Here is a 19,452-nt window from a genome sequence, read left to right as displayed (position 1 = left end):
AGGTATTGTGACTCATGCCTGACCTTTTCTCAGTGTGCCCGATTTGGAACGTTAAATGTCGGGCTGAAGAGGCCCGACCTACGTGAGCGTGCTTTTGCCCGAGAAGGCTTTCGCTGGTCGGGCCTCTTCAGCCCGACATGGCGAAAATTTCATTTGCGGACATACCCCGCCCCCTTGAACCAGTTCAGCGCGTCTTCCAGCCCTGCCACGGCTGGGCGGTGGCGGTAGTTCAGTTCGCGCTCGGCCTTGGCCGAGGAGAAGAACATCAGCTTGGCCGCCATGCGCAGACCGTCGCGGGTGAGGAAAGGTTCCTTGCCGGTCAGGCGGGCGACGCTTTCCGCCACGACGGCCAGCGGGAACAGCGGTGCGGTGGGCAGGCGGACGCGGGGAGGGGTGCGGCCTGCCAGACGCGCGATCTCCCCCAGCATCTCGGCCAGTGTCAGGTTGTCGCCGCCCAGGATATAGCGCTCGCCGATCCGGCCGTGCTCGAACGCCAGCAGGTGGCCCGCCGCCACGTCGTCGACATGGACGAGGTTGAGGCCGGTATCGACATAGGCCGGCATCCGGCCCGATGCCGCCTCCACGATGATGCGGCCGGTCGGGGTCGGCTTGACGTCGCGAGGTCCCACCGGGGTCGACGGGTTGACGATCACGGCCGGCAACCCGTCCTCGGCGGTCATCCGGCGGACCACCTGTTCAGCCTCGTATTTCGACCGCTTGTAGGGGCCGACGATGTCGCCGGGCCGGTCGGGGGTGTCCTCATCAGCGGGGGAACGGTCGGGTTTCAGGCCCAGGGTCGCGACGCTGCTGGTATAGACGATGCGCTCGACGCCGTCCGCCAGGGCTTCCCGCATCAGGCTGCGGGTGCCCTCGACATTGGTGCGCATCATGGCGTCCGGGTCCGGGACCCAGATCCTGTAGTCCGCCGCGACGTGGAACAGCGCCTTGCAGCCCGCCAAGGCGGCGCGCAGCGACGACAGGTCTTCAAGAGAGCCGGTGACGATCTCGACGCCTTCGCCAAGGTCCGACAGGTTGCGGCGGTTGCTGGTGCTGCGGACCAGCAACCGGACATGAACACCCCGCGCCATCAGCGCCTTCGCCACGGCGGACCCGACGAAGCCCGAGGCTCCGGTCACCAGGACGGTGCCGCCGATATCCTCAACCCGCATGGTGCTTCCCCTTTCCCCGGCTTCTGCGTTCCCACTCCATCATCAGGCTGGGTAGCACGATCAGGGAGCAGATAAGGGTGAATAGGATGGCGATGGCCAGCAGGATGCCCATGCTCGACAACCCTCGATGGTCCGACAGGGCCAGCGTGGCGAAGGCCGTCGCGGTGGTCAGGGTGCTGACCAGGACGGCGCGCGGCGTGCTGGTCAGCATCAGGTCCAAGCCGAAGCGGCGGCCGGGCGGCAGGTCGCGCGCCAGGGCGAGCCCGCGTTCCACCATATGGATGCTGCTCGCCACCCCAAGGCCGAACAGCAGCGGGATCACGATCACGTTGGCGAAGTTGAACGGGATGCCGAGCAGGGCCGATGCCGCCAGCGTATAGAGCGCCCCCAGCGTCAGGGGCGCCAGGATCAGCAGGACGCTGGCCACGCTGCGCTGGATCGCCAGCAGCAGCACGGCGATCAGCCCTATGGTCAGCAGGGTGGCTTCCCGAAAGGAACCCATCACGACCTTGCCGGCCTCCGTCACGGTCACGGGCGCTCCGGTCGCCGTCGGGGCTACGGCCATGATCGGTTCGGCAAAGGCCTGCATGTCGCGCGAGTCGGAGATATCACGCTCCGGCTGCACCTCGATCCGGGCGCGTCCATCGGACGCTATCCATTCGCGGCGCAGCGAGTCGGGGATGTCGTCGACGGTCACGGGTTGCTCGACTTCCAAGCCGGCGCGCAGGCGGTCGAGCAGGCCGGGCAGACTGGCGGTCAGCGTATCGTCCAGGGCCGCCAGCTTGGCGGGGTCATCGGCGGGGATGCGCCCAAGGGCGTCTTGCAGCCGGCGGATTTCGGGTTGCGCCTTGCCGTCATCGGCTACTGCCCGGCCCAATGCTGCGCGGATATCGGTCAAGGCTGCTTGCCTCTCGCCGGCGCTCAGCGGAGTAGCATTGGATGGGGTATACAGGCTCGGGCCGAGCAGCAGCGCCATGTCGCCGATGATGGCGAGCTTCGCGTCCTGATCGTCGGGGACATAACTAGCCAGCGTCCGGACGCCTCCGACCTCCGGCAGGCCTTGCAGGGTAGGCACCATCAAAAGGGCGGCGTCGAGGTCGGCCGCCAGGATATTGACGCTGTAAGGCGAGGTCTCCGGACGGGAGGCCAAGTCCCGGTACGTCTGGACCGCCTCGGCGGTTTCGTCCTGGAGGTTCAGCGGGTTGACGTCCAGCCGCACCAGCGGCAGGGCCAGCACCGAGCCGATCGCAGCGATGCCGCTGACGATCAGGATGCGGCGACTGTTTCGCTCGACCCAGACGGCGAAGCCCCGGTCTTCCGTCTGCATCGCGGCAGCGCCCGGACCCGGCTTAAGCAGCACGATCAGCGCCGGCAGCAGGGTCAGGCTGATCGCCAGCGCCACGAACATCCCGAGGCCGGAGATGATGCCGAACTCCGCCAGTCCCAGGTAGTCGGTCGGCACGAAGGACATGAAGCCGATGGCGGCGCACAGGGTGCTGAGCGTCAGCGCCGGTCCGACGCCGACCGAGGCCGCGATGACGGCCGGTATCGGGGAAAGCCCCCGGCGCAACTCCTCCTGATAGCGGAGGCTGAGATGACTGCCGAAATCGTCGCCCAGCCCGAAGAACATCACGGCGCAGGTGACGGAGATCAGGTTGAGCTGGCCGACGCTGAGGGTCGCCACGGCGGCGGCCAGCAGCAGCCCGGCCAACAGCGTCCCCATGACGGCGCCGATCAGCCGGCCGGAGCGCATGCCGACGATCAGCACGGCGGAAACCAGCAGGAACGAGAGCACGGAGGCGATTCCGGCGCTGCCCGCCACGGTATCCAGCTCGGTCTGGCGCAGCGCCATGTCGCCGGTGATCCGCGCGGTCACCCCTTGGCCGGCGGGTTCGGTGCGCAGGGTGGCGATGGCGTTCTCCACGACCGACAGCGACGGCCGGCCACGGGCGAAGGAGGCATTGTCGAGCGACGGCTGAGCCAGCACGAAGCGGCGGTTGCCCAGCCTGTCCTCCTCCCCGCCGGATACCAGTCCGGTCCAGGACAGGCGCGCCGGCGTGCCGTCGGCGACGCTTTCCGCGCCGTCGGCCAGACGGCCCAGCAGGTCGGTGAGGCCGGCCGGCGCCTCGCCGCCGGTATTGCCGAGCACCAGGTCGAGCATCCGCGCCAGCCCGCGCAGGTTGGGATCGCCGTTCAGCATGCCGAGCGCCGCCTGAGCGCCGGCCAGCCGGGTGGCGAGGTCCTGGAGCTTATCCGTTTCCAGGAAAAGCAGGCCGTAGCGCTGGAAATAGGGGTCGGCCGAGGGAACCTCGATATTGGAGAGGATGTCCGGACGAGAGGCCATCAGCTCGGCCATCCGGCTGGCCGCCGCGTCGCCCTGGTCGGGCGACGGCGCGTCGATCACCACGACGATCCGGTCTTCCGTGTCCGGAAACGCCGCGTCGTAGGCCTTGTCGTGCTGCCGGAACGGCACGTCGGGAGAGATCATCTCGGCGGCGCTGGTATTGATCTTCAGCGCCACGGCGGAATACCAGCCGCCCAGCACCGCCAGCAGCAGGACCGCGACCACCGTCACCGCCGGACGGCGGCAGATCGCGGTCACCAGACGCGCCAGCATGGTCGTTTCCCACATTCCCGGACCTTCATAAAGCTTGCCCCCGACTGGGACGGGCCAAGTCGAACCTGCCAGTTCAAGGGGGCCGGTTTAAAGCGGCGCGCGGGGCGATACTACCCATGCGCCGTAACTGGAACCGTTCTGACGGGTTGTTGAGGGTGAATGACTTTTCAAAGGGAGACTTCGAATGAAAAAGCTCGGCATCCCGGTATTGCTGGCGTTCCTGTCGATAGCCGTTCCGGCCGTGGCCCAGGACATGAAGGGCACGACCGAGGGCACCACCAAGGATTTCCAGCCCACGGGCGAGTTCAAGGGAATGGCGCAGGAACAGAAGCTGCTCCATGTCGAGGAAGCGTCCGATCCCGACTCGAGAGAGCAGGAAACCCGTCAGACCATCCGGCAGAACTGCGTGGCCGAGCATGTGGACGCGGCCGTCTGCGACAGGATAACCGGCCTGGACGTCAACAAGGCGCCGAACAAATAACTGTCGGCTCACCTGACCTCACTGCATCGCAGAGTTGCGTCATAAGCGGAGCTGAGGCGGCAGGGACATTTGGTCGCGCTATCATTATGGGCGCATACTACCGTCAGCGTCGTCCAGTTTTCCCCAAAGCCTTGGCAGTCCGTCCCCGTGGCCTCTCTACGCACGCAGTTGTTTCCGTCGAAAATCCCGCTCCCGGTCCAGGGCGCGCTGTGGATGGTAACCGGAGCGGCGCTGTTCTCGCTGCTCAACCTCCTGATCCGCCACGGCGCCACCGAACTCCACCCGTTCCAGGTCGCCTTCTTCCGCAACTTCTTCAGCCTGATGTTCATGCTGCCCTGGCTGGCGAAAGCCGGTCTGGGCGGGCTGCACACCAGCAAGGCATGGCTTTACACGACCCGGTCGCTCACGGGGCTGGCGGCCATGCTGACCTGGTTCTACGCGCTGACCGTGATGCCGCTGGGGGAGGCGGTGGCTCTCAGCTTCACCACACCGCTGTTCGCGACGATCGGCGCCGCCCTGTTCCTGGGGGAGGTCGTGCGGCTGCGGCGCTGGAGCGCCACCGTCGTCGGTTTCATCGGCGTACTCGTGATCATCCGGCCCGATGCCGAGGCGATCACCTTGCCGGCGGCGATCGTCCTCGTCTCAGCCTGCTTCAGCGCCGCGTCGGCGCTTCAGGTCAAGGCTTTGTCGCGGACCGAGTCGCCGGCTGTCATGGTGACGTACATGGTGCTGTTCCTGACCCCGATGTCGCTGGTGCCGGCGCTGTTCGTCTGGTCGTGGCCCAGCTGGGGCATGCTGGTCTGGCTGGTGCTGATGGGCGGCATCGCGACGCTGGGGCATCTAGCCCTGACCCGCGCGTTCACCCTGGCCGATGCCTCCGCGATGATGCCGTTCGACTATACCAAGCTGCCCTTCGCGGCCTTGCTAGGCTATCTGGCCTTCGGCGAGACCATGGACGTCTGGGCCTGGATCGGGGCGGGAATCATCGCGGCTTCGACGATCTACATCGCCCAGCGCGAAGCGATGCTGGCGCGCCGTGCCCGGTCCGCCGCAGCGGCCTCAGCCGCCGTCGGCAGTCCCGCCGAGTAGGCCGGTCCCGAGCAGCACCCGCGCCAGCGACACCGCAAGAGCCGCGATGACCAGGACGGTCAGGGCGCGGCGCAGCGGCAGATACCAGACGGGAGCGTGGCCGGCGCGGACGGCGGACCTGTCACCGGCGTAGAGGGCTGCGAAGGCCAGGATGAAGGTGATCAGGGCTGGGACAGCGTTCATGCAGACGGCGATCCAGGCGACCAGCGGCGGCACGACGCTCCAGCCGAGCCTTGACCACGTCATCGCGGGGGCTGGATTGTCCGGGGTGGCGGGAGCGCCGCCATAGTTGGCGACGGCCAGTCCCCAGTGGACGGCACCCAGGAACGACAAAATGGTCGCGGCGTAGAGGACCTGGATCTGGAGCGCGTGGACGTTCCATGGTGCTGGCGCCAGCCATACGCAGGTGGCGGCGAACCAGAACGGAATCAACCCGGCGAAACCGAGGACGAGGGCGGGACGTGGGGTCTGTGACAGCATGATCCGCCACCAGATAGGGCGGATTGGCGGTTCGTCTATCCCGCCGCCCGGCTGTCGCCGCCATTCGCCTGCTCCGGCGACTGGCCAAGCCCGGCCAGCGTTTCCCGTGCCCGCTCGTAATGGTCGGGCCTCATGTTCATGCGCACGGTCTGGATGGCGGCCATCAGCACGGCGGCGTCGTCCGTGAATCCCAGCAAGGCGATGAAGTCCGGTACGGCATCGACCGGCATCACGAAATAGGCAAGCGCTCCCAGCAGGATCGCCTTGGCCTTGGTCGGGGTCGAGCTGTCCGTGGCGCAGTAGAAGGACGCCACGGCGTCCTCGGCGAAGGGAATGCGGGCGACGGAGGAGCGCAGCTTGCTCCAGAATCGCTCGCGGACCAGCCGCTCGTCCTGCTCCATCCCGGCGCCGCCGGCGGTATCCGAAGTGCTTCGTGTTCTCATGGTTAACAGATATGGGCAGTGCCAGCGGCCGTACAATCGTCCGGCTGCTGCATTCGATGCAGCGGTCTGCTAAAGAGCGGGATGCGGCCGTTCCGGCCGGCAGACTTGATAGAAGACATGGTAAAGGGAGGCGACCGATGAAGGTCAAAAATCATGCCGCCGTCATCACGGGCGGCGGTTCGGGCATGGGTGCCGAAACAGCACGCCGTCTAGCGGCCGAAGGCGCCAAGGTGGCCCTGTTCGACCTGAACATCGACGCCGTTCAGGCGATCGCCGACGAGATCGGCGGCATCGCCCTGCAATGCGACGTATCCGACGGCCCCAGCCTGGAAGCGGCTTTCGCCAAGGCGCGCGATGCCCATGGGCCGGCCCGTATCGCGGTCAACTGCGCCGGGGTGGCGACTCCCGGCCGGATCGTCGGGCGCGAAGGCCCGCTAGACCTCGCCGCCTTCAAGCGGGTGGTCGACATCAACCTCGTCGGCACCTTCAACATGATGCGCCTGGCCGCCTACGACATGAGCAAGCTCGACCCGCTGGAAACGGCGGAGCGCGGCGTCATCATCAACACGGCGTCGGTCGCCGGGTTCGAAGGCCAGATCGGGCAGGCCGCCTATGGGTCGTCCAAGGGCGGTGTGATAGCGCTCGGCCTGCCGGCCGCGCGCGAACTGGCGCGGTTCGGCATCCGCGTCATGACGATAGCGCCGGGGCTGATCGCGACGCCGATGCTGCTGACGATGCCGCAGGAGATCCAGGACAGCCTCGCGGCTTCGGTGCCGTTCCCGGCCCGCTTCGGCGAAGCGTCGGAGTACGCCGACCTCGCCCTGCACATCATCGGCAACGTCATGCTGAACGGCGACGTGATCCGCCTGGACGGCGCGCTCCGGCTGGCGCCGAAGTAAGGTTCCGCGATCCGGACTTAGCGGTCGTGCTCGAGCGCGATCGCATCCATGTGGTGGGCCAGTTCGACATCGCGGTCGGACAGGCCTTCCACATCGTGGGTTGCCAGGATCACCTCTACGCGGTTGTAGACGTTGAACCATTCCGGATGGTGGTCCATCTTCTCCGCCTTCAGGGCGACACGGGTCATGAAGCCCCAGGCCGTCGCGAAGTCCGGGAAATGGAACGTCTTGCGGATGGCGTCCCTGTCCTCGACCTCGGCCCAGCCGTGCAGTTCGGCCAGGGCCGCCTGACGCCTTGCGCCGACGAGTTTTTCCACCATCTGAAGCCTCCCTTGTTGTATCGCTGTAGCGGTTGATCAGGAAGAGTGCGCCCGAATGACCAGTCGAATCAATGCCCCGACCATCGCCGACATCGAATCGCTGGCCGACGAGGCGCTCCAGACGATCCCGCCCGAACTGCTGCGGTTCGTCGGCAACGTGGTGATCCATGTCGAGGACTTTCCCGACGAGGAAACCGAGCGGGAAATGGGGCTCGACTCGCCGTTCGACCTGCTCGGCCTCTATCGGGGCGTCGATCTGGCCCACAAGAGCGTCAGCGCCACGCCCAGCGACCTCGACATGATCTACCTGTACCGCAGGCCGCTGCTCGACTACTGGTGCGAGACCGGCGAGGATCTGGCCCATCTGGTCCGCCATGTCCTGATCCATGAGATCGGCCATCATTTCGGCCTTTCCGACGACGACATGGAGGCGATCGAGGCTGCCGAGCCGGACTGAGCGGCGAGACAGTCAGCACGCTCAAAGCATCCGTGCTACCCGCTCCCGCAGCTCCGGCACCAGTTCCGCCTCGAACCAGGGATTGCGTTTCAGCCACGCGGTATTCCGCCAGCTCGGATGCGGCGTCGGGATGAAGCGGGGGAGGTATTCGCGCCAAGCCGCGACCGTATCGGTCATGGTCTTGCGGCGCCGCTTGCCGAGATACCATGCCTGAGCATGGCTGCCGACCAGCAGCACCAACTCCACTTGCGGCATCAGCGCCAGCAGGGGAGGGTGCCAGAGCGGCGCGCATTCCGGCCGGGGCGGGCTGTCGCCGCCGCTCTTGTCGATGCCGGGATAGCACAGCCCCATCGGCATGATGGCGATCCGGCTTTCGTCGTAGAAAGTGTCGCGGCCAAGGTCCAGCCAGCGGCGCAGCCGGTCGCCCGAAGCGTCGTTCCAGGGAATGCCGGTGTCGTGAACCTTGGTGCCGGGCGCCTGCCCGACGATCAGAAGCTTAGCCGTGGCGCTCGCCCGCAGGACCGGGCGGGGTCCGAGCGGCAGATGCGCTTCGCAGACCCTGCATGCCCTTGCCTTCCCGACCAGCACCGCCAGGGCGGCGGCGCGATCCGCTGCCGTCATTTGACCGCCAGGATGCGGTCGACGAAGGCCGGCACTGCCGCCGTGGCGGCGCCGTAGATCTTCTCGGCGAACAGGGTGGCACCTTCCGACGGCTCCAGGTTCAGCTCGACCGTATGGGCGCCGTTGATCCGCGCCTCCTGGACGAAGCCCGCCGCCGGATAGACATTGCCCGACGTGCCGATCGAGACGAACAGGGCGCAGCCGGCCAGGGCGGCGTAGATCCGTTCCATCTCCAGCGGCATCTCGCCGAACCAGACCACGTGGGGGCGCATCTCGGCGACGGCGCCGCAGGCGATGCAGTCGTCGTTCACCGACAGGTCGGTGCGGATCTCGGAGATTTCGCCGCAAACGCCGCAGCGGGCCTTCAGCAACTCTCCATGCATGTGGATCAGGTTGGTCGAACCGGCGCGCTCGTGCAGGTCGTCGATGTTCTGGGTGACCAGCAGGACCTCGCCCGGCCAGTCCCGCTCCAGCCTCGCCAGAGCGGCATGGGCGGCGTTCGGCTGGATATCGGCCTGGAGCAGACCGGAGCGGCGGTCGTTGTAGAACCGGTGGACGAGGTCGGGGTTCCGGTCGAACCCTTCCGGTGTCGCGACGTCCTCCAGGCGGACCCTTTCCCAGACGCCGCCGGCGCAGCGGAAGGTGTCCAGGCCTGATTCCTTGGAAATACCGGCGCCGGTCAGGATGACGATCCGGTCGGAAGGGCTTAAGATCATGGCGGCAGTTTCCGGAGCGTGAACAAGGAGCGTTTGTTGTCGAGTGTAGAGGTGGCTGCCGTCGAGCCGAACGCAAGAGTGCTTCCTGTCGCGGACCTGCGCGTATTCCTGACGGGTGCGTGGCGCATTTCCCGTACGATCAGTGATGCGCGAAGCGGACAGGACGGCGGTTTCGAGGGGAGGGCGGTCTTCGCGCCGCTGCCGGATGGCGGTTTGCTGCTGACGGAGAGCGGCACGATGCGGCTGGGCGGCTATGCAGGGCCGGCGGAGCAGACTTACCGCTACGCGTTTCCCGAAGGTCCCGGACGGGCGCAAGTCTTCCGCCACGACGGGATGCCGTTCCATGAGCTCGACCTGACGACCGGCAGCGCCGATGCCGTCCATCTTTGTGGGGCCGATCTTTACCGGGGTTCGTTCCGGGTGGAGCGGCATGACGAGTGGGTCGTCGAGTGGTCCGTCAACGGACCGCGCAAGGATTATCACATGGTGACGCGCCATATCCGCGCCGCCAAGGACGGGGAGCAAGCATGACCAAGGTTCTGTTCGTCTGTACCGGAAACATCTGCCGGTCGCCCACCGCCGAGGGCGTCTTCCGCCGGGTGGTCCAGGACGCGGGGCTGGACGGGCGGATATCGACCGACAGCGCCGGCACCCACGACTACCATGTCGGAGAACCGCCCGACGGCCGCTCCGTCCAGGCGGCCAAGTCGCGCGGAGTCGATATCGCCGACCTGCGGGCGCGCAAGGTCCGGAAATCGGACTTCGAGGAGTTCGACCTGATCCTGGCGATGGATCGCGGGCACTTCGACCAGCTTGTCCGGATGGCGCCCGAGGAGCGGCGCGATCGGATCAAGCTGTTCATGGACTATGCGCCGGATGCCCCGAAGCGGGAAGTTCCCGATCCCTACTACGGTGAAGGCACTCATTTCACCGAAGTCCTCGATCTGGTCGAGGCCGCTTCCGAAGGGCTGCTGAACAGTTTGCGCCATTCCCGCCCCGGCCATGTCCGTGCATCCGGCGATTCCTGAACATATCGGCCAAGTCGTTGCCGCCCGGCGGTTCGCCGACGGCAACACGGCGGAGTTGTGGCTGATCGATCTTGCCGGTGGTCGCCGGGTGGTGGCGAAGCGCGGCAAGGGGCTGATGCTGGAAGGCGCCATGCTGCGCCATCTTGCCGACCACTCGCGGCTGCCGGTGCCGGAACTGTTCCATGCCGACGATTCGCTGCTGGTCATGTCGTGGATCGAGGGAGGCGGTGGGCTGAACGCCCCGGTCCAGGAACATGCCGCCGAACTGGTTGCCGGCCTGCATGACGTCGGGGCCGAGCGCTACGGCTTCGCCTTCGACACCCTGATCGGCCCGCTGCACCAGCCCAACCCGGAGTCGAAGGACTGGATCGAGTTCTTCCGCGACCACCGGCTGATGCATATGGCAAGGCTGGCGCTGAAGGAGAAGCGGCTCGACGGCGGCCTGATGGGGAGTATCGAGCGGCTGGCGGAACTGCTGCCCAACCTGATCGGGGAACCGGCACCTCCCAGCCTGATCCACGGCGATTTGTGGGGCGGCAATATCCTGGCGCATCGGGGCCGGATCGCGGGGTTCATCGACCCCGCCGTCTACCACGCCGATCCGGAGATCGAACTGGCTTTCTCGACCCTGTTCGGGACCTTCGGCGAGCCCTTCTTCCGCCGCTATGCCGAGCTGCGCCCGATCCGGCCCGGTTTCTTCGAAGTGCGGCGGGATATCTATAATCTGTATCCGCTGCTGGTCCATGTCCGCCTGTTCGGCGGCAGCTACCGAGGGCAGGTGGCCGGGATCGTCAGCCGGTTCGTCTGAAGGAAGCGTCGGCGGCCGGTTTGCGGATCACGCCCGGTTCGGATCGGTCACTTCGTCCAGGCTGGCTGCCAGGACGCCCCGCCGCATCCAGCTTTCGAGGGTGGCGAGATCGGCATCCTCGATCTTTTCCAGCAGATCCTGTGGCAGCGGTCCGAACTTCTGCTCAAGGACGAGAAGCAGCGAGTCGGCTTTGCCTTTCCGCAAACCGTTCGCTTCGCCTTCCCGGAACGCTTCGACTCTACCTTCGGCCAGCCCCTCGGCCTTGCCTTCCGCGAACAGTCTTTGCAGCAGCGTAGTCATCTGTGAGTGCTCCTCGTTGGCGAGTGGGGCGATCAGGGCTTCCATCGTCGTCCGGTCCAACTCAGCATATACTTCCGCGACATAGCGGAGCAAGGCGAGCACCCGGTCGTCCCGATAGACTTCCTCCGTCGCAAGGGTAAGCAGCCTTCCGGCGACATCCGGCGAACCGCGCGCCAGTTTCAGCACGGCGAGACCGAAGCGCAGGAAAGCCTGGGTGGACAAGTCCTCGTCCGGAGTAGCGCCCAGATCGAACATCAAATAGGCGAAATCCGGAACGAAGGGAGCCAGCGGCGGATCGACGTCGTAAAGCCCGGCGTAGTTCGGGGCCTCGCTCCAGGGCTTGGCACCCTGATAGATCACCAGCGGGATGACCGGGGGCAGCGGCAGTCCGTGACCGTCCTCCAGGTGCTTCTCGCCCATCACGGCCATGTAGCGCATCAGTTTCGGCAGAACGACGGGATGGGAGCGCCGCCTGCTCACATGTTCGATCAGCACTGGGACGAAGGCACTGCGTCCGCTGGTCAGGGGTAGCCGGAAGAGCAGGTCGGTATGATGGCTGCGCCGCCCGCCGTCGATAAACGAGCCGGGCATCAATTCCGGCGGTTCGGGCGCCATCAGCGCCACGATATCAGGCGGCAGCCGTTCCCGCAGGAAGGTCGCCGCCGTGGCGGGCCTTCCCAGCAGGAGCTTGATGAGGTGATCGTGAAGTGAGCCGGTCTGGGTCATGGCGGTTGAGTGCGATACGTCCGCATGACATGCAAGCAGGCGGGCATGCGCCCGAACGCCACGTTTACCAGAACGGGAAGCTTACCTTGCTACTGCATCTTCGCAGCTACGCCTTGGCAGTCACATCTTGATCGTCACCTCGACCACGCCCGGCTCGTCGCGGTTTTCCTTCCGCGTGAAGCCCAGCTCGTGGCACATCCCCAGCATGGTGGTGTTCTCGCGCAGGACTTCGCCGTAGACCTCGCCGATGCCGCGTGAACGGGCATAGTTGATGATCCTGGTCATCAGCACATAGCCCAGGCCCTTGCCCTTCATGTCGCTGCGGACCATCACGGCGTATTCGGCCTTCTGGTTGTCCGGGTCGGCTGCGATGCGGACGATGCCGTAAAGCTCCTCCCGGCCATCCTCGTTGGGGGCCACGGCAACCACCGCCATCTCGCGGTCGTAGTCGATCTGGGTCAGGCGCGCCGCCATCTGGTGGGACAGCCGTTTCATGGGAGCGAAGAAGCGCAGGCGGATGTCTTCCGGCGTCATCTTCTCGAACATCCGGTGGACGATCGGCTCGTCCTCGGGCCGGACCGGGCGCAGCAGGTACTCGCGGCCGTCGTTCAGCTTGACCCGCTCTTCCAGCTTCTTCGGATAGGGCCGGATGGCGAGTCTCCGCGTGCCGGGCTGGACGGTCGGCACCGCGACCTTGATGCGGGCGTCGAGCGCCAGCACGCCGGCGTCGTCCGCCAGCAGCGGGTTGATGTCCAGTTCGACGATCTCGGCGATGTCGGTGATCATCTGGCTGATCTTGATCAGCGTCAGCGCTATCTGGTCGATGGCGGCCGGCGGACGGTCCCGGTAGCCCTGGAGCAGTTTCCAGACCCTTGTCCTGCTCATCATCTCGCGCGCGAGATTGGTGTTGAGCGGCGGCAATCCCAGCGCCTTGTCCTGAACGACCTCGACCGAGGTGCCGCCCTGGCCGAACAGCAGCACCGGGCCGAACAGCGGGTCGTCCGCCATGCCGACGATCAGCTCGTGCGCACCGGGCTTGCTGGCCATGGCCTGTACGGTGAAACCTTCGATCCGGGCATCGGGCTTGATCGCCCGGATGCGGTCCAGCATGGCGACGGCCTTGGCGCGCACTTCCTCCGGCGTCTTGATATGGAGCTGGACGCCGCCGATGTCGGACTTGTGGATGATGTCGACCGACAGGATCTTGAGGGCGACCGGCTTGCCGATCCGGCGCGCCGCGTCGGCGGCTTCGTCCGGGGTGGCGGCCTTCAGGGTTTCGACGACGGGAATGTCGTAGGCTTCCAGCACCTGCTTGGCCTCGAACTCGCTGAGCCAGCCGCGGCCTTCGGCGATAGCCGCGTCGATCACGGTGCGTGCGGCTTTCTCATCGACCTTGAACTGCTCCGGTGTGCTGGCCGGAGTTTCCATCAGCAGTTCCTGGTTCTTGCGGTACCGGACCATATGCATGAAAGCCCGGACGGCCTTGTTCGGCGTCTCGTAGGTCGGGATCCGGTTGGCGGCGAACAGGTGCCGCGCATCCTGCGCGCTGCCGTCGCCAAGCCAGCTCGTCAGGACCTGATGCTTCTTGCCCTTGAGCGTATCGACCACGGCCTGGGCCGCTTCCGTGCTTTCGGATAAGGCGACCGGGCAGTTGATCACCAGGATGCCGTCATGGCTGCGGCTGCCCAACAGCGTCCCGAGAGCGTCGGCATAGCGCTTGGCCGGCGCGTCGCCGATGATATCGACCGGATTGCAGCGGCTCCAGGTCGGCGGCAGGACGGCGTTCAGCTTCTCCATCACGGCCTCGTCGATCGAGGCCAGCTTGCCGCCTTCCTCGATCAGCATATCGGTCGCCATGATGCCGATGCCGCCGCCGTTGGTGACGATCGCCAGCCGGTCGCCGGTGATCTGCACGCCCATGGCCAGCGTCTCGACCGCGTCGAACAACTCGTCCAGCTCGACCACGCGGAGCATGCCGGCCCGGCGGAACGCCGCGTCATAGACATCGTCGTGGCCGGCCAGCGCGCCGGTATGGGATGTCGCGGCCTTGGCGGCTTCGTCGGAGCGCCCCGACCGGATCACGATGACCGGCTTCTGGCGGGCCGCCGCGCGGGCGGCCGACATGAACTTGCGGGCCTCGGTGATCGCCTCGACATAGAGGCAGATGGCGCGGGTATGCTGATCGGCCGCCATGTAGTCGAGCAGGTCGCCGAAATCCACGTCGGCCATGCCGCCCAGCGAGACGAGATGGCTGAAGCCGACCCGGCGGCTGGTCGCCCAATCGACGATGGAGGTGACGACGGCGCCGGACTGGGCGATCAGCGCGATATCGCCCTTCAGCGCGTTGACGTGGGCGAAGCTGGCGTTGAGGCCGATGCCTGGCACCATCATGCCCAGGCAATTGGGTCCGGCGACGCGGAGCAGGTGCGGGCGCGCCGCATCCAGCACCTGCTGTTCGAGCGCCTTGCCCTCGGGTCCCATTTCCCCGAAGCCGGAGGAGATGACGATGGCGGCCTTGGTGCCGCGCTCGCCCAGCTGGCGGATCAGGTCGGGCACCGTTTCCGGCGCGGTACAGATCACGGCGAGGTCGGGGGTGATCGGCAGCGCTTCGACCGACGGGTAGCACAGCACGCCCTCGATCGAGCGGTCTTGGGCACTGACCGGCATGATCGGGCCGTCGAACCCGGCGTTGAACAGGTTGCGCGCGACGACGGCGCCGATCGTCTTCGGTTTGCGGCTGGCCCCGATCAGGGCGATCGATTTGGGCTTCAGCAGGTAGTCGAGATTACGAACGGTCATGGCCGCCCCCGGAACGGTGTGGGCCGTCCGCCCCCGAGAACCGGCACCCGGCTCACGGGGCGGAAGGCCTGATGATGCGGCGCACCATACTCTTCGAAAGACATAGGAACAATTAAGGGCCGTTACAGTCGGGTGCGGTATTACGCCCCGGTGAAGACGGCGCCGGGTTGTCGAAAAAGCGAACGGCCGGCGTCGCCGCCGGCCGGGAAATGGGGACAGGTGCGATCCGATCCCGTCATCCGGTTCGCCGGTCCTATTCGGCGGAGCCTTGGCCGTACTTGTCGATCGAAGCCTGGATGATCTTGGCGGCCTCTTCGGCGTCGCCCCAGCGCTTGATCTTGACCCACTTGCCCTTTTCCAGGTCCTTGTAGTGCTGGAAGAAGTGGGCGATCTGGTCCAGCAGGATCTCCGGCAGGTCCTTGTACGACTGGACGTCGCTGTAGAACGGGTGAAGCTTGTTGACGGGCACCGCCAGGACCTTTTCGTCCAGGCCGGCTTCGTCTTCCATGATCAGCACGCCGATCGGCCGCGACCGCAGGACGGCGCCGGGCTGGATCGGCCGGCGGCCGACTACCAGCATGTCGCACGGGTCACCGTCGTCGGACAGGGTATGCGGCAGGAAGCCGTAGTTGCACGGATAATACATCGCGGTGTGCAGGAAGCGGTCGACGAACAGGGCGCCGCTGGCCTTGTCCACTTCGTACTTGATCGGCTCGCCGCCCATCGGAATTTCAATGATGACGTTGACGTCCCACGGTGCATTCTGGCCCACTGGGATCTTCGAGATATCCATGAACTTTTCCCTCGGTTCCGATCGGTTACGCCCCTTTTGGCGCGCAGTCCCGGCCGCGCCAACGGCATCCGCCGGGCGCGCGTCGGAGTTTAGGGTAAAGATCACAATTGAGCCAGACTTGCAAATAGGCGGATTGTCACGGTCTCTTCCGTCCGCGGCCTTTCCGTCGAACCGGCTTGCATATAGGCATCCCTGTACGGACACTCCAAGCCTATGAACAAAGCCATGTCCCGTGCCTTCCTCCGCGTCCTTTTCGTTTCTATCGCAGTCCTTTGCGCGTCGCCCGCTGTCAGCGGCGCGGCGGAACCGCAGCCGGCCCATGGCATCGCCATGCACGGGCAGCCCCGCTACGCCCCCGGTTTCAGCCATTTCGACTATGCCGATCCGTCGGCACCCAAGGGCGGGGTCTTCCGCAATGCGGCCGTCGGGACCTTCGATACGCTCAACCCCTTCATCGTCCGGGGGCGGGCGGCGCTGGGGCTGGGCTACGTCTCCGAAAGCCTGATGCAGCGGAGCTGGGACGAGCCGTTCTCGCTCTACGGCCTGATCGCCGAATCGATCACGGTCCCGGACGACCGCTCCTGGGTGGAGTTCACTCTGCGCCCGAATGCCCGCTGGCACGACGGCGTTCCGATCACGCCGGCCGACGTGCTGTTCTCCTGGCGCACGCTCCGCGACCATGGGCGGCCCAACCACCGCAGCTACTACGGCAAGGTCGAGCGCGCCGAACGGACCGGCGAGCGCGGGATCCGGTTCACCTTCAAGCCGTCGGCCAAGGCATCCGCCGACCCCGATGCGCCGGGCGACCGCGAGATGCCGCTGATCATGGGGCTGATGCCGATCCTGCCGGAACATGCCTGGACAACGCGCGAGTTCGACCGGACGACGCTGGAACCGCTGCTTGGCAGCGGTCCCTACCGCGTCGCGCGGTTCGAGCCGGGCCGGTCGATCGTGTACGAACGGGTGCCGGACTACTGGGGCCGCGATCTGGCCGTCAACCGCGGGCAGTACAATTTTGCCGAGATACGCTACGACTACTACCGCGACGACGGGGTGGCGCTGGAGGCGTTCAAGGCCGGGGCCTACGATTTCCGTCGCGAAACCGATCCGGCCAAATGGGCGACCGGCTACGATTTCCCGGCGGCGCGCGACGGCAGGGTCACGCTGGAATTGCTGCCCCATGGCCGGCCCGAGCCGATGCGGGCCTTGATCTTCAACACCCGCCGTCCGCATTTCGCCGACCGCACCGTCCGGGAGGCGCTGGGCTACGCGCTCGACTTCGACTGGATGAACAGGACGCTGTTCCACGGCGCCTACCGGCGGACCGCCAGCTACTATCCCAATTCGGAACTGGCGGCGTCCGGCCCGCCCGGCGCCGCCGAACTGAAGGTGCTGGAACCGTTCCGGGACACCCTGCCGTGGCAAGTCTTCGGCCCCGCCTATGTCCCGCCCGCCACCGACGGCAGCGGACCGGCCGGCCTGCGCGGCAACCTGCGGAAAGCGCAGGACCTGCTGGCGAAGGCGGGGTGGACCGTCCGCGACGGACAGTTGCGCGACGCCGGTGGGGCGGCGTTCGAGTTCGAGATCCTGCTGGTTTCGGCAAGCGACGAGAAGGTCGCCCTGGAGTTCGCGCGGGCGCTACAGCGGATCGGGGTGACGGCGAAGGTGCGGACGGTCGACAGCGCCCAGTATCAGGCGCGGCTGGAGTCCTTCGACTTCGACATGACGTTGAACCGCTGGACCTCGACCCTGTCGCCCGGCAACGAACAGATCTACTACTGGGGAAGCGAGGCGGCGGCCTGGGAAGGCAGCCGCAACTATCCCGGCATCCGGAGCCCGGCCGTCGATGCCCTGGCGAACAGCCTGGCGACGGCCGTGGACCGCGACGATCTGGTCGCCCGCGCACGGGCGCTCGACCGGGCGTTGACCTGGGGACACTACGTCATCCCGCTCTTCCACCTGACGGCGGACCATGTCGCCTATTGGTCCGGGTTGAAGCGGCCGGCGGTAACGCCCGTCTACGGGATGGTGATCGATGCGTGGTGGATGGCGGAGTGACGGTCGGTCAGGCGGCCGGGCCAAGGTCCCGGCCGGTGGGCAAGTCAATCAGAAGTTCATCCAGAACGATGTGCGCCGCACGCTCGATTTCGTCCAGGGCGAGGCCGGTCCGTCCCGGCTCCCCGGCGACCTGCTCCGGCAGCGGCGGCACATGGACGAAGCCCATCGGCAGCGGCCAGCCACGCCGTTCCAGGGCGTGGTGGACGCCGTAGAACAGATGGTTGCAGACGTAGCCTCCGGCATGGCCGCTGGCGGCGACCGGCACTCCCGCGTGATCCAGGGCATCGATCAGGCGGTCCACCGGCAGGGTGGACCAGTAGCCGACCGGCCCGTCCTCCACGATCCGCAGGCCGCAGCGGAGCACGCCGGCGTTGTCCGGCACGGTGGCCTCGTCCAGGTTCAGCGCCACCCGCTCCACCCTTATCCGGTCGAAGGAGCGGGCAAGGCCGAAGGCGACCGCCGCAACCGGGCGGTGCTCGTCCAGCAGGGCTTCGAACCGCTTTACGCTGGTGTGGTACTCGACCGGCAGGACGGTGGCGATAACGCCCTGTCGGTCCGCCAGCCGGTCCATCAGCAGCGCGGTCGGGTTCAGGTCGTTGGGACCGAACCGCTCGAAACCGGTGACGAGGATGCGCATCACGGACGCAGGAGGCCGATGATGTCCTTGATGTCCGACAGGTTGGCGGAGGCGATGGCGCTCGCCTTGTCGGCGCCATGCCGCAGGATGCGGTCGATCTCGCCGACGTCGGACATCAGGCGGTTCATCTCCGTGCTGATCGGCGCCAGCTTCGCCACCGCCAGATCGACCAGATTGCCCTTGAAGGCACTGAACTGCTGACCGGCGAACTGCCCCAGCGTGTCCTGACGGGAGGTCCCGGCCAGGGCCGAGTAGATCGTGACGAGGTTGTCGGCCTCGGGCCGCTTCTCCAACTCCTCGACCGCTTCCGGCAGCGGCTCCGGATCGGTCTTGGCCTTGCGGACCTTGAGCGCGATGGTGTCGGCGTCGTCGGTCAGGTTGATGCGCGAATAGTCGGATTCGTCCGACTTGCTCATCTTCTTGGAGCCGTCGCGCAGCGACATGACGCGGGTCGCCTCGCCCAGGATCTGCGGCTCGGGCAGCGGGAAGAAGTCGTTGCCGTAGTGCCGGTTGAAGGCGCCGGCGATGTCGCGCGCCAGCTCCAGGTGCTGCTTCTGGTCCTCGCCGACCGGCACATGGGTCGCCTTGTAGACCAGGATGTCGGCGGCCATCAGGACCGGATAGGCGTAGAGGCCGAGGGCCGCGTTCTCCCGGTGCTTGCCGGCCTTCTCCTTGAACTGGGTCATCCGGTTCAGCCAGCCCATCGGGGTATGGCAGGACAGGATCCAGGCCAGTTCGGAATGGGCCGCGACCGCCGCCTGATTGAAGATGATGCAGCGGTCGGGATCGATGCCGGCGGCGATATAGGCCGCCGTCACTTCCCGCGTATTCGACAGCAGGACGGCGGGGTCCTGCGGCAGCGTCAGGGCATGCAGGTCGACGATGCAGAAGATGCTCTCGAACTGGTCCTGCAAGGCGACCCAGTTGCGCAGTGCCCCCAGGTAGTTGCCCAGATGCAATTGGCGGGTCGGCTGCATGCCCGAGAAGATGCGGTTCACTGGTCGTCTCCGA

20 protein-coding genes are annotated in these 19,452 nt (G+C 66.5%); 8 read left to right on the top strand and 12 right to left on the bottom strand.

What is annotated here, in order from left to right:
• Positions 1 to 149: 149 nt before the first annotated feature.
• Both hpnA and N826_RS11305 read right to left on the bottom strand, forming a co-directional pair.
• Positions 150 to 1,169 (bottom strand): hopanoid-associated sugar epimerase, encoded by a 1,020-nt coding sequence (hpnA, locus tag N826_RS11310; protein ID WP_044428732.1) that lies wholly within the window; start codon positions 1,167 to 1,169, stop codon positions 150 to 152.
• Positions 1,159 to 3,801 carry an MMPL family transporter gene (locus tag N826_RS11305; RefSeq protein ID WP_044428730.1) on the bottom strand — a complete coding sequence of 881 codons (2,643 nt, stop codon included), beginning with the start codon at positions 3,799 to 3,801 and terminating at the stop codon, positions 1,159 to 1,161. The genes hpnA and N826_RS11305 overlap by 11 nt, the downstream gene beginning before the upstream one ends.
• Before the next feature lie 169 nt (positions 3,802 to 3,970).
• Between N826_RS11305 and N826_RS11300 the strand changes: the two genes are divergently transcribed.
• Positions 3,971 to 4,267, top strand: coding sequence for a hypothetical protein (locus tag N826_RS11300; RefSeq protein WP_044428728.1), 297 nt, complete (start codon positions 3,971 to 3,973; stop codon positions 4,265 to 4,267).
• Between the two features lie 147 nt (positions 4,268 to 4,414).
• On the top strand, positions 4,415 to 5,356 hold the full coding sequence (locus N826_RS11295; protein WP_052831048.1) for a DMT family transporter: 942 nt from the start codon (positions 4,415 to 4,417) through the stop codon (positions 5,354 to 5,356).
• On the opposite strand, the gene N826_RS11290 is transcribed toward N826_RS11295, so the two are convergent.
• A complete protein-coding gene (locus N826_RS11290; RefSeq protein ID WP_044428724.1) occupies positions 5,327 to 5,836 on the bottom strand; it encodes a DUF3429 domain-containing protein in 510 nt (169 codons plus the stop codon). The two genes, N826_RS11295 and N826_RS11290, sit on opposite strands and share 30 nt — an antisense overlap.
• A gap of 35 nt (positions 5,837 to 5,871) precedes the next feature.
• Entirely contained in the window at positions 5,872 to 6,279 is a 408-nt protein-coding gene (locus N826_RS11285; RefSeq protein WP_044428722.1) for a YkvA family protein, read from the bottom strand.
• A 137-nt stretch (positions 6,280 to 6,416) separates the two neighbouring features.
• Here N826_RS11285 and N826_RS11280 point away from each other — a divergent pair, with 137 nt between their 5' ends.
• Positions 6,417 to 7,178, top strand: a complete 762-nt coding sequence (locus N826_RS11280; RefSeq protein ID WP_044428721.1) for an SDR family NAD(P)-dependent oxidoreductase — start codon at positions 6,417 to 6,419, stop codon at positions 7,176 to 7,178.
• A 17-nt stretch (positions 7,179 to 7,195) separates the two neighbouring features.
• Here the strand turns inward: N826_RS11280 and N826_RS11275 are convergent, their stop codons facing one another.
• Entirely contained in the window at positions 7,196 to 7,519 is a 324-nt protein-coding gene (locus tag N826_RS11275; RefSeq protein WP_280178477.1) for a 4a-hydroxytetrahydrobiopterin dehydratase, read from the bottom strand.
• Positions 7,520 to 7,553: 34 nt separating this feature from the next.
• On the opposite strand from N826_RS11275, the gene N826_RS11270 reads away from it, so the two are divergent.
• Positions 7,554 to 7,955, top strand: a complete 402-nt coding sequence (locus tag N826_RS11270; RefSeq protein ID WP_044428718.1) for a metallopeptidase family protein — start codon at positions 7,554 to 7,556, stop codon at positions 7,953 to 7,955.
• Positions 7,956 to 7,976: 21 nt separating this feature from the next.
• Here the strand turns inward: N826_RS11270 and N826_RS11265 are convergent, their stop codons facing one another.
• On the bottom strand, positions 7,977 to 8,576 hold the full coding sequence (locus N826_RS11265) for a uracil-DNA glycosylase family protein (protein ID WP_044428716.1): 600 nt from the start codon (positions 8,574 to 8,576) through the stop codon (positions 7,977 to 7,979).
• Positions 8,573 to 9,292 (bottom strand): Sir2 family NAD+-dependent deacetylase, encoded by a 720-nt coding sequence (gene cobB / locus N826_RS11260; protein WP_044428714.1) that lies wholly within the window; start codon positions 9,290 to 9,292, stop codon positions 8,573 to 8,575. The genes N826_RS11265 and cobB overlap by 4 nt, the downstream gene beginning before the upstream one ends.
• A 36-nt stretch (positions 9,293 to 9,328) precedes the next feature.
• Between cobB and N826_RS11255 the strand changes: the two genes are divergently transcribed.
• Genes N826_RS11255 through N826_RS11245 form a run of 3 tightly spaced genes read left to right on the top strand, consistent with a single transcriptional unit; the run spans position 9,329 to position 11,128 of the window.
• Positions 9,329 to 9,823, top strand: coding sequence for a DUF6314 family protein (locus tag N826_RS11255; protein ID WP_147040815.1), 495 nt, complete (start codon positions 9,329 to 9,331; stop codon positions 9,821 to 9,823).
• Entirely contained in the window at positions 9,820 to 10,320 is a 501-nt protein-coding gene (locus N826_RS11250; protein WP_044428711.1) for a low molecular weight protein-tyrosine-phosphatase, read from the top strand. The genes N826_RS11255 and N826_RS11250 overlap by 4 nt, the downstream gene beginning before the upstream one ends.
• Positions 10,295 to 11,128: a fructosamine kinase family protein gene (locus N826_RS11245; protein ID WP_052831046.1), complete on the top strand. Its 834-nt coding sequence runs from the start codon at positions 10,295 to 10,297 to the stop codon at positions 11,126 to 11,128. Before N826_RS11250 ends, N826_RS11245 begins: the two co-directional genes overlap by 26 nt.
• Positions 11,129 to 11,155: 27 nt before the next feature.
• Here N826_RS11245 and N826_RS11240 read toward each other — a convergent pair whose 3' ends face one another.
• The 3 genes from N826_RS11240 to ppa form a co-directional block, all read right to left on the bottom strand.
• A complete protein-coding gene (locus N826_RS11240; RefSeq protein WP_044428710.1) occupies positions 11,156 to 12,154 on the bottom strand; it encodes an Rpn family recombination-promoting nuclease/putative transposase in 999 nt (332 codons plus the stop codon).
• 120 nt (positions 12,155 to 12,274) lie between these two features.
• Positions 12,275 to 14,953: a bifunctional acetate--CoA ligase family protein/GNAT family N-acetyltransferase gene (locus N826_RS11235; RefSeq protein WP_044428709.1), complete on the bottom strand. Its 2,679-nt coding sequence runs from the start codon at positions 14,951 to 14,953 to the stop codon at positions 12,275 to 12,277.
• A gap of 253 nt (positions 14,954 to 15,206) precedes the next feature.
• Positions 15,207 to 15,746: an inorganic diphosphatase gene (gene ppa, locus N826_RS11230; protein ID WP_044428708.1), complete on the bottom strand. Its 540-nt coding sequence runs from the start codon at positions 15,744 to 15,746 to the stop codon at positions 15,207 to 15,209.
• A 225-nt stretch (positions 15,747 to 15,971) separates the two neighbouring features.
• Here ppa and N826_RS11225 point away from each other — a divergent pair, with 225 nt between their 5' ends.
• Complete coding sequence (locus tag N826_RS11225; protein WP_044428707.1) at positions 15,972 to 17,804, top strand: extracellular solute-binding protein; 1,833 nt, start codon at positions 15,972 to 15,974, stop codon at positions 17,802 to 17,804.
• A gap of 7 nt (positions 17,805 to 17,811) precedes the next feature.
• Here the strand turns inward: N826_RS11225 and N826_RS11220 are convergent, their stop codons facing one another.
• Together N826_RS11220 and trpS are read right to left on the bottom strand one after the other, a co-directional pair.
• Complete coding sequence (locus N826_RS11220) at positions 17,812 to 18,441, bottom strand: pyroglutamyl-peptidase I (RefSeq protein WP_044428706.1); 630 nt, start codon at positions 18,439 to 18,441, stop codon at positions 17,812 to 17,814.
• Positions 18,441 to 19,439, bottom strand: coding sequence for a tryptophan--tRNA ligase (gene trpS / locus N826_RS11215; RefSeq protein ID WP_044428705.1), 999 nt, complete (start codon positions 19,437 to 19,439; stop codon positions 18,441 to 18,443). The genes N826_RS11220 and trpS overlap by 1 nt, the downstream gene beginning before the upstream one ends.
• Between the last annotated feature and the right edge of the window lie 13 nt (positions 19,440 to 19,452).

Origin of the sequence: Skermanella aerolata KACC 11604, from assembly GCF_000936425.1 — a bacterium.
Taxonomy (GTDB): Bacteria; Pseudomonadota; Alphaproteobacteria; order Azospirillales; family Azospirillaceae; genus Skermanella; species Skermanella aerolata.
This window is presented reverse-complemented; position numbering and strand designations above follow the sequence as displayed.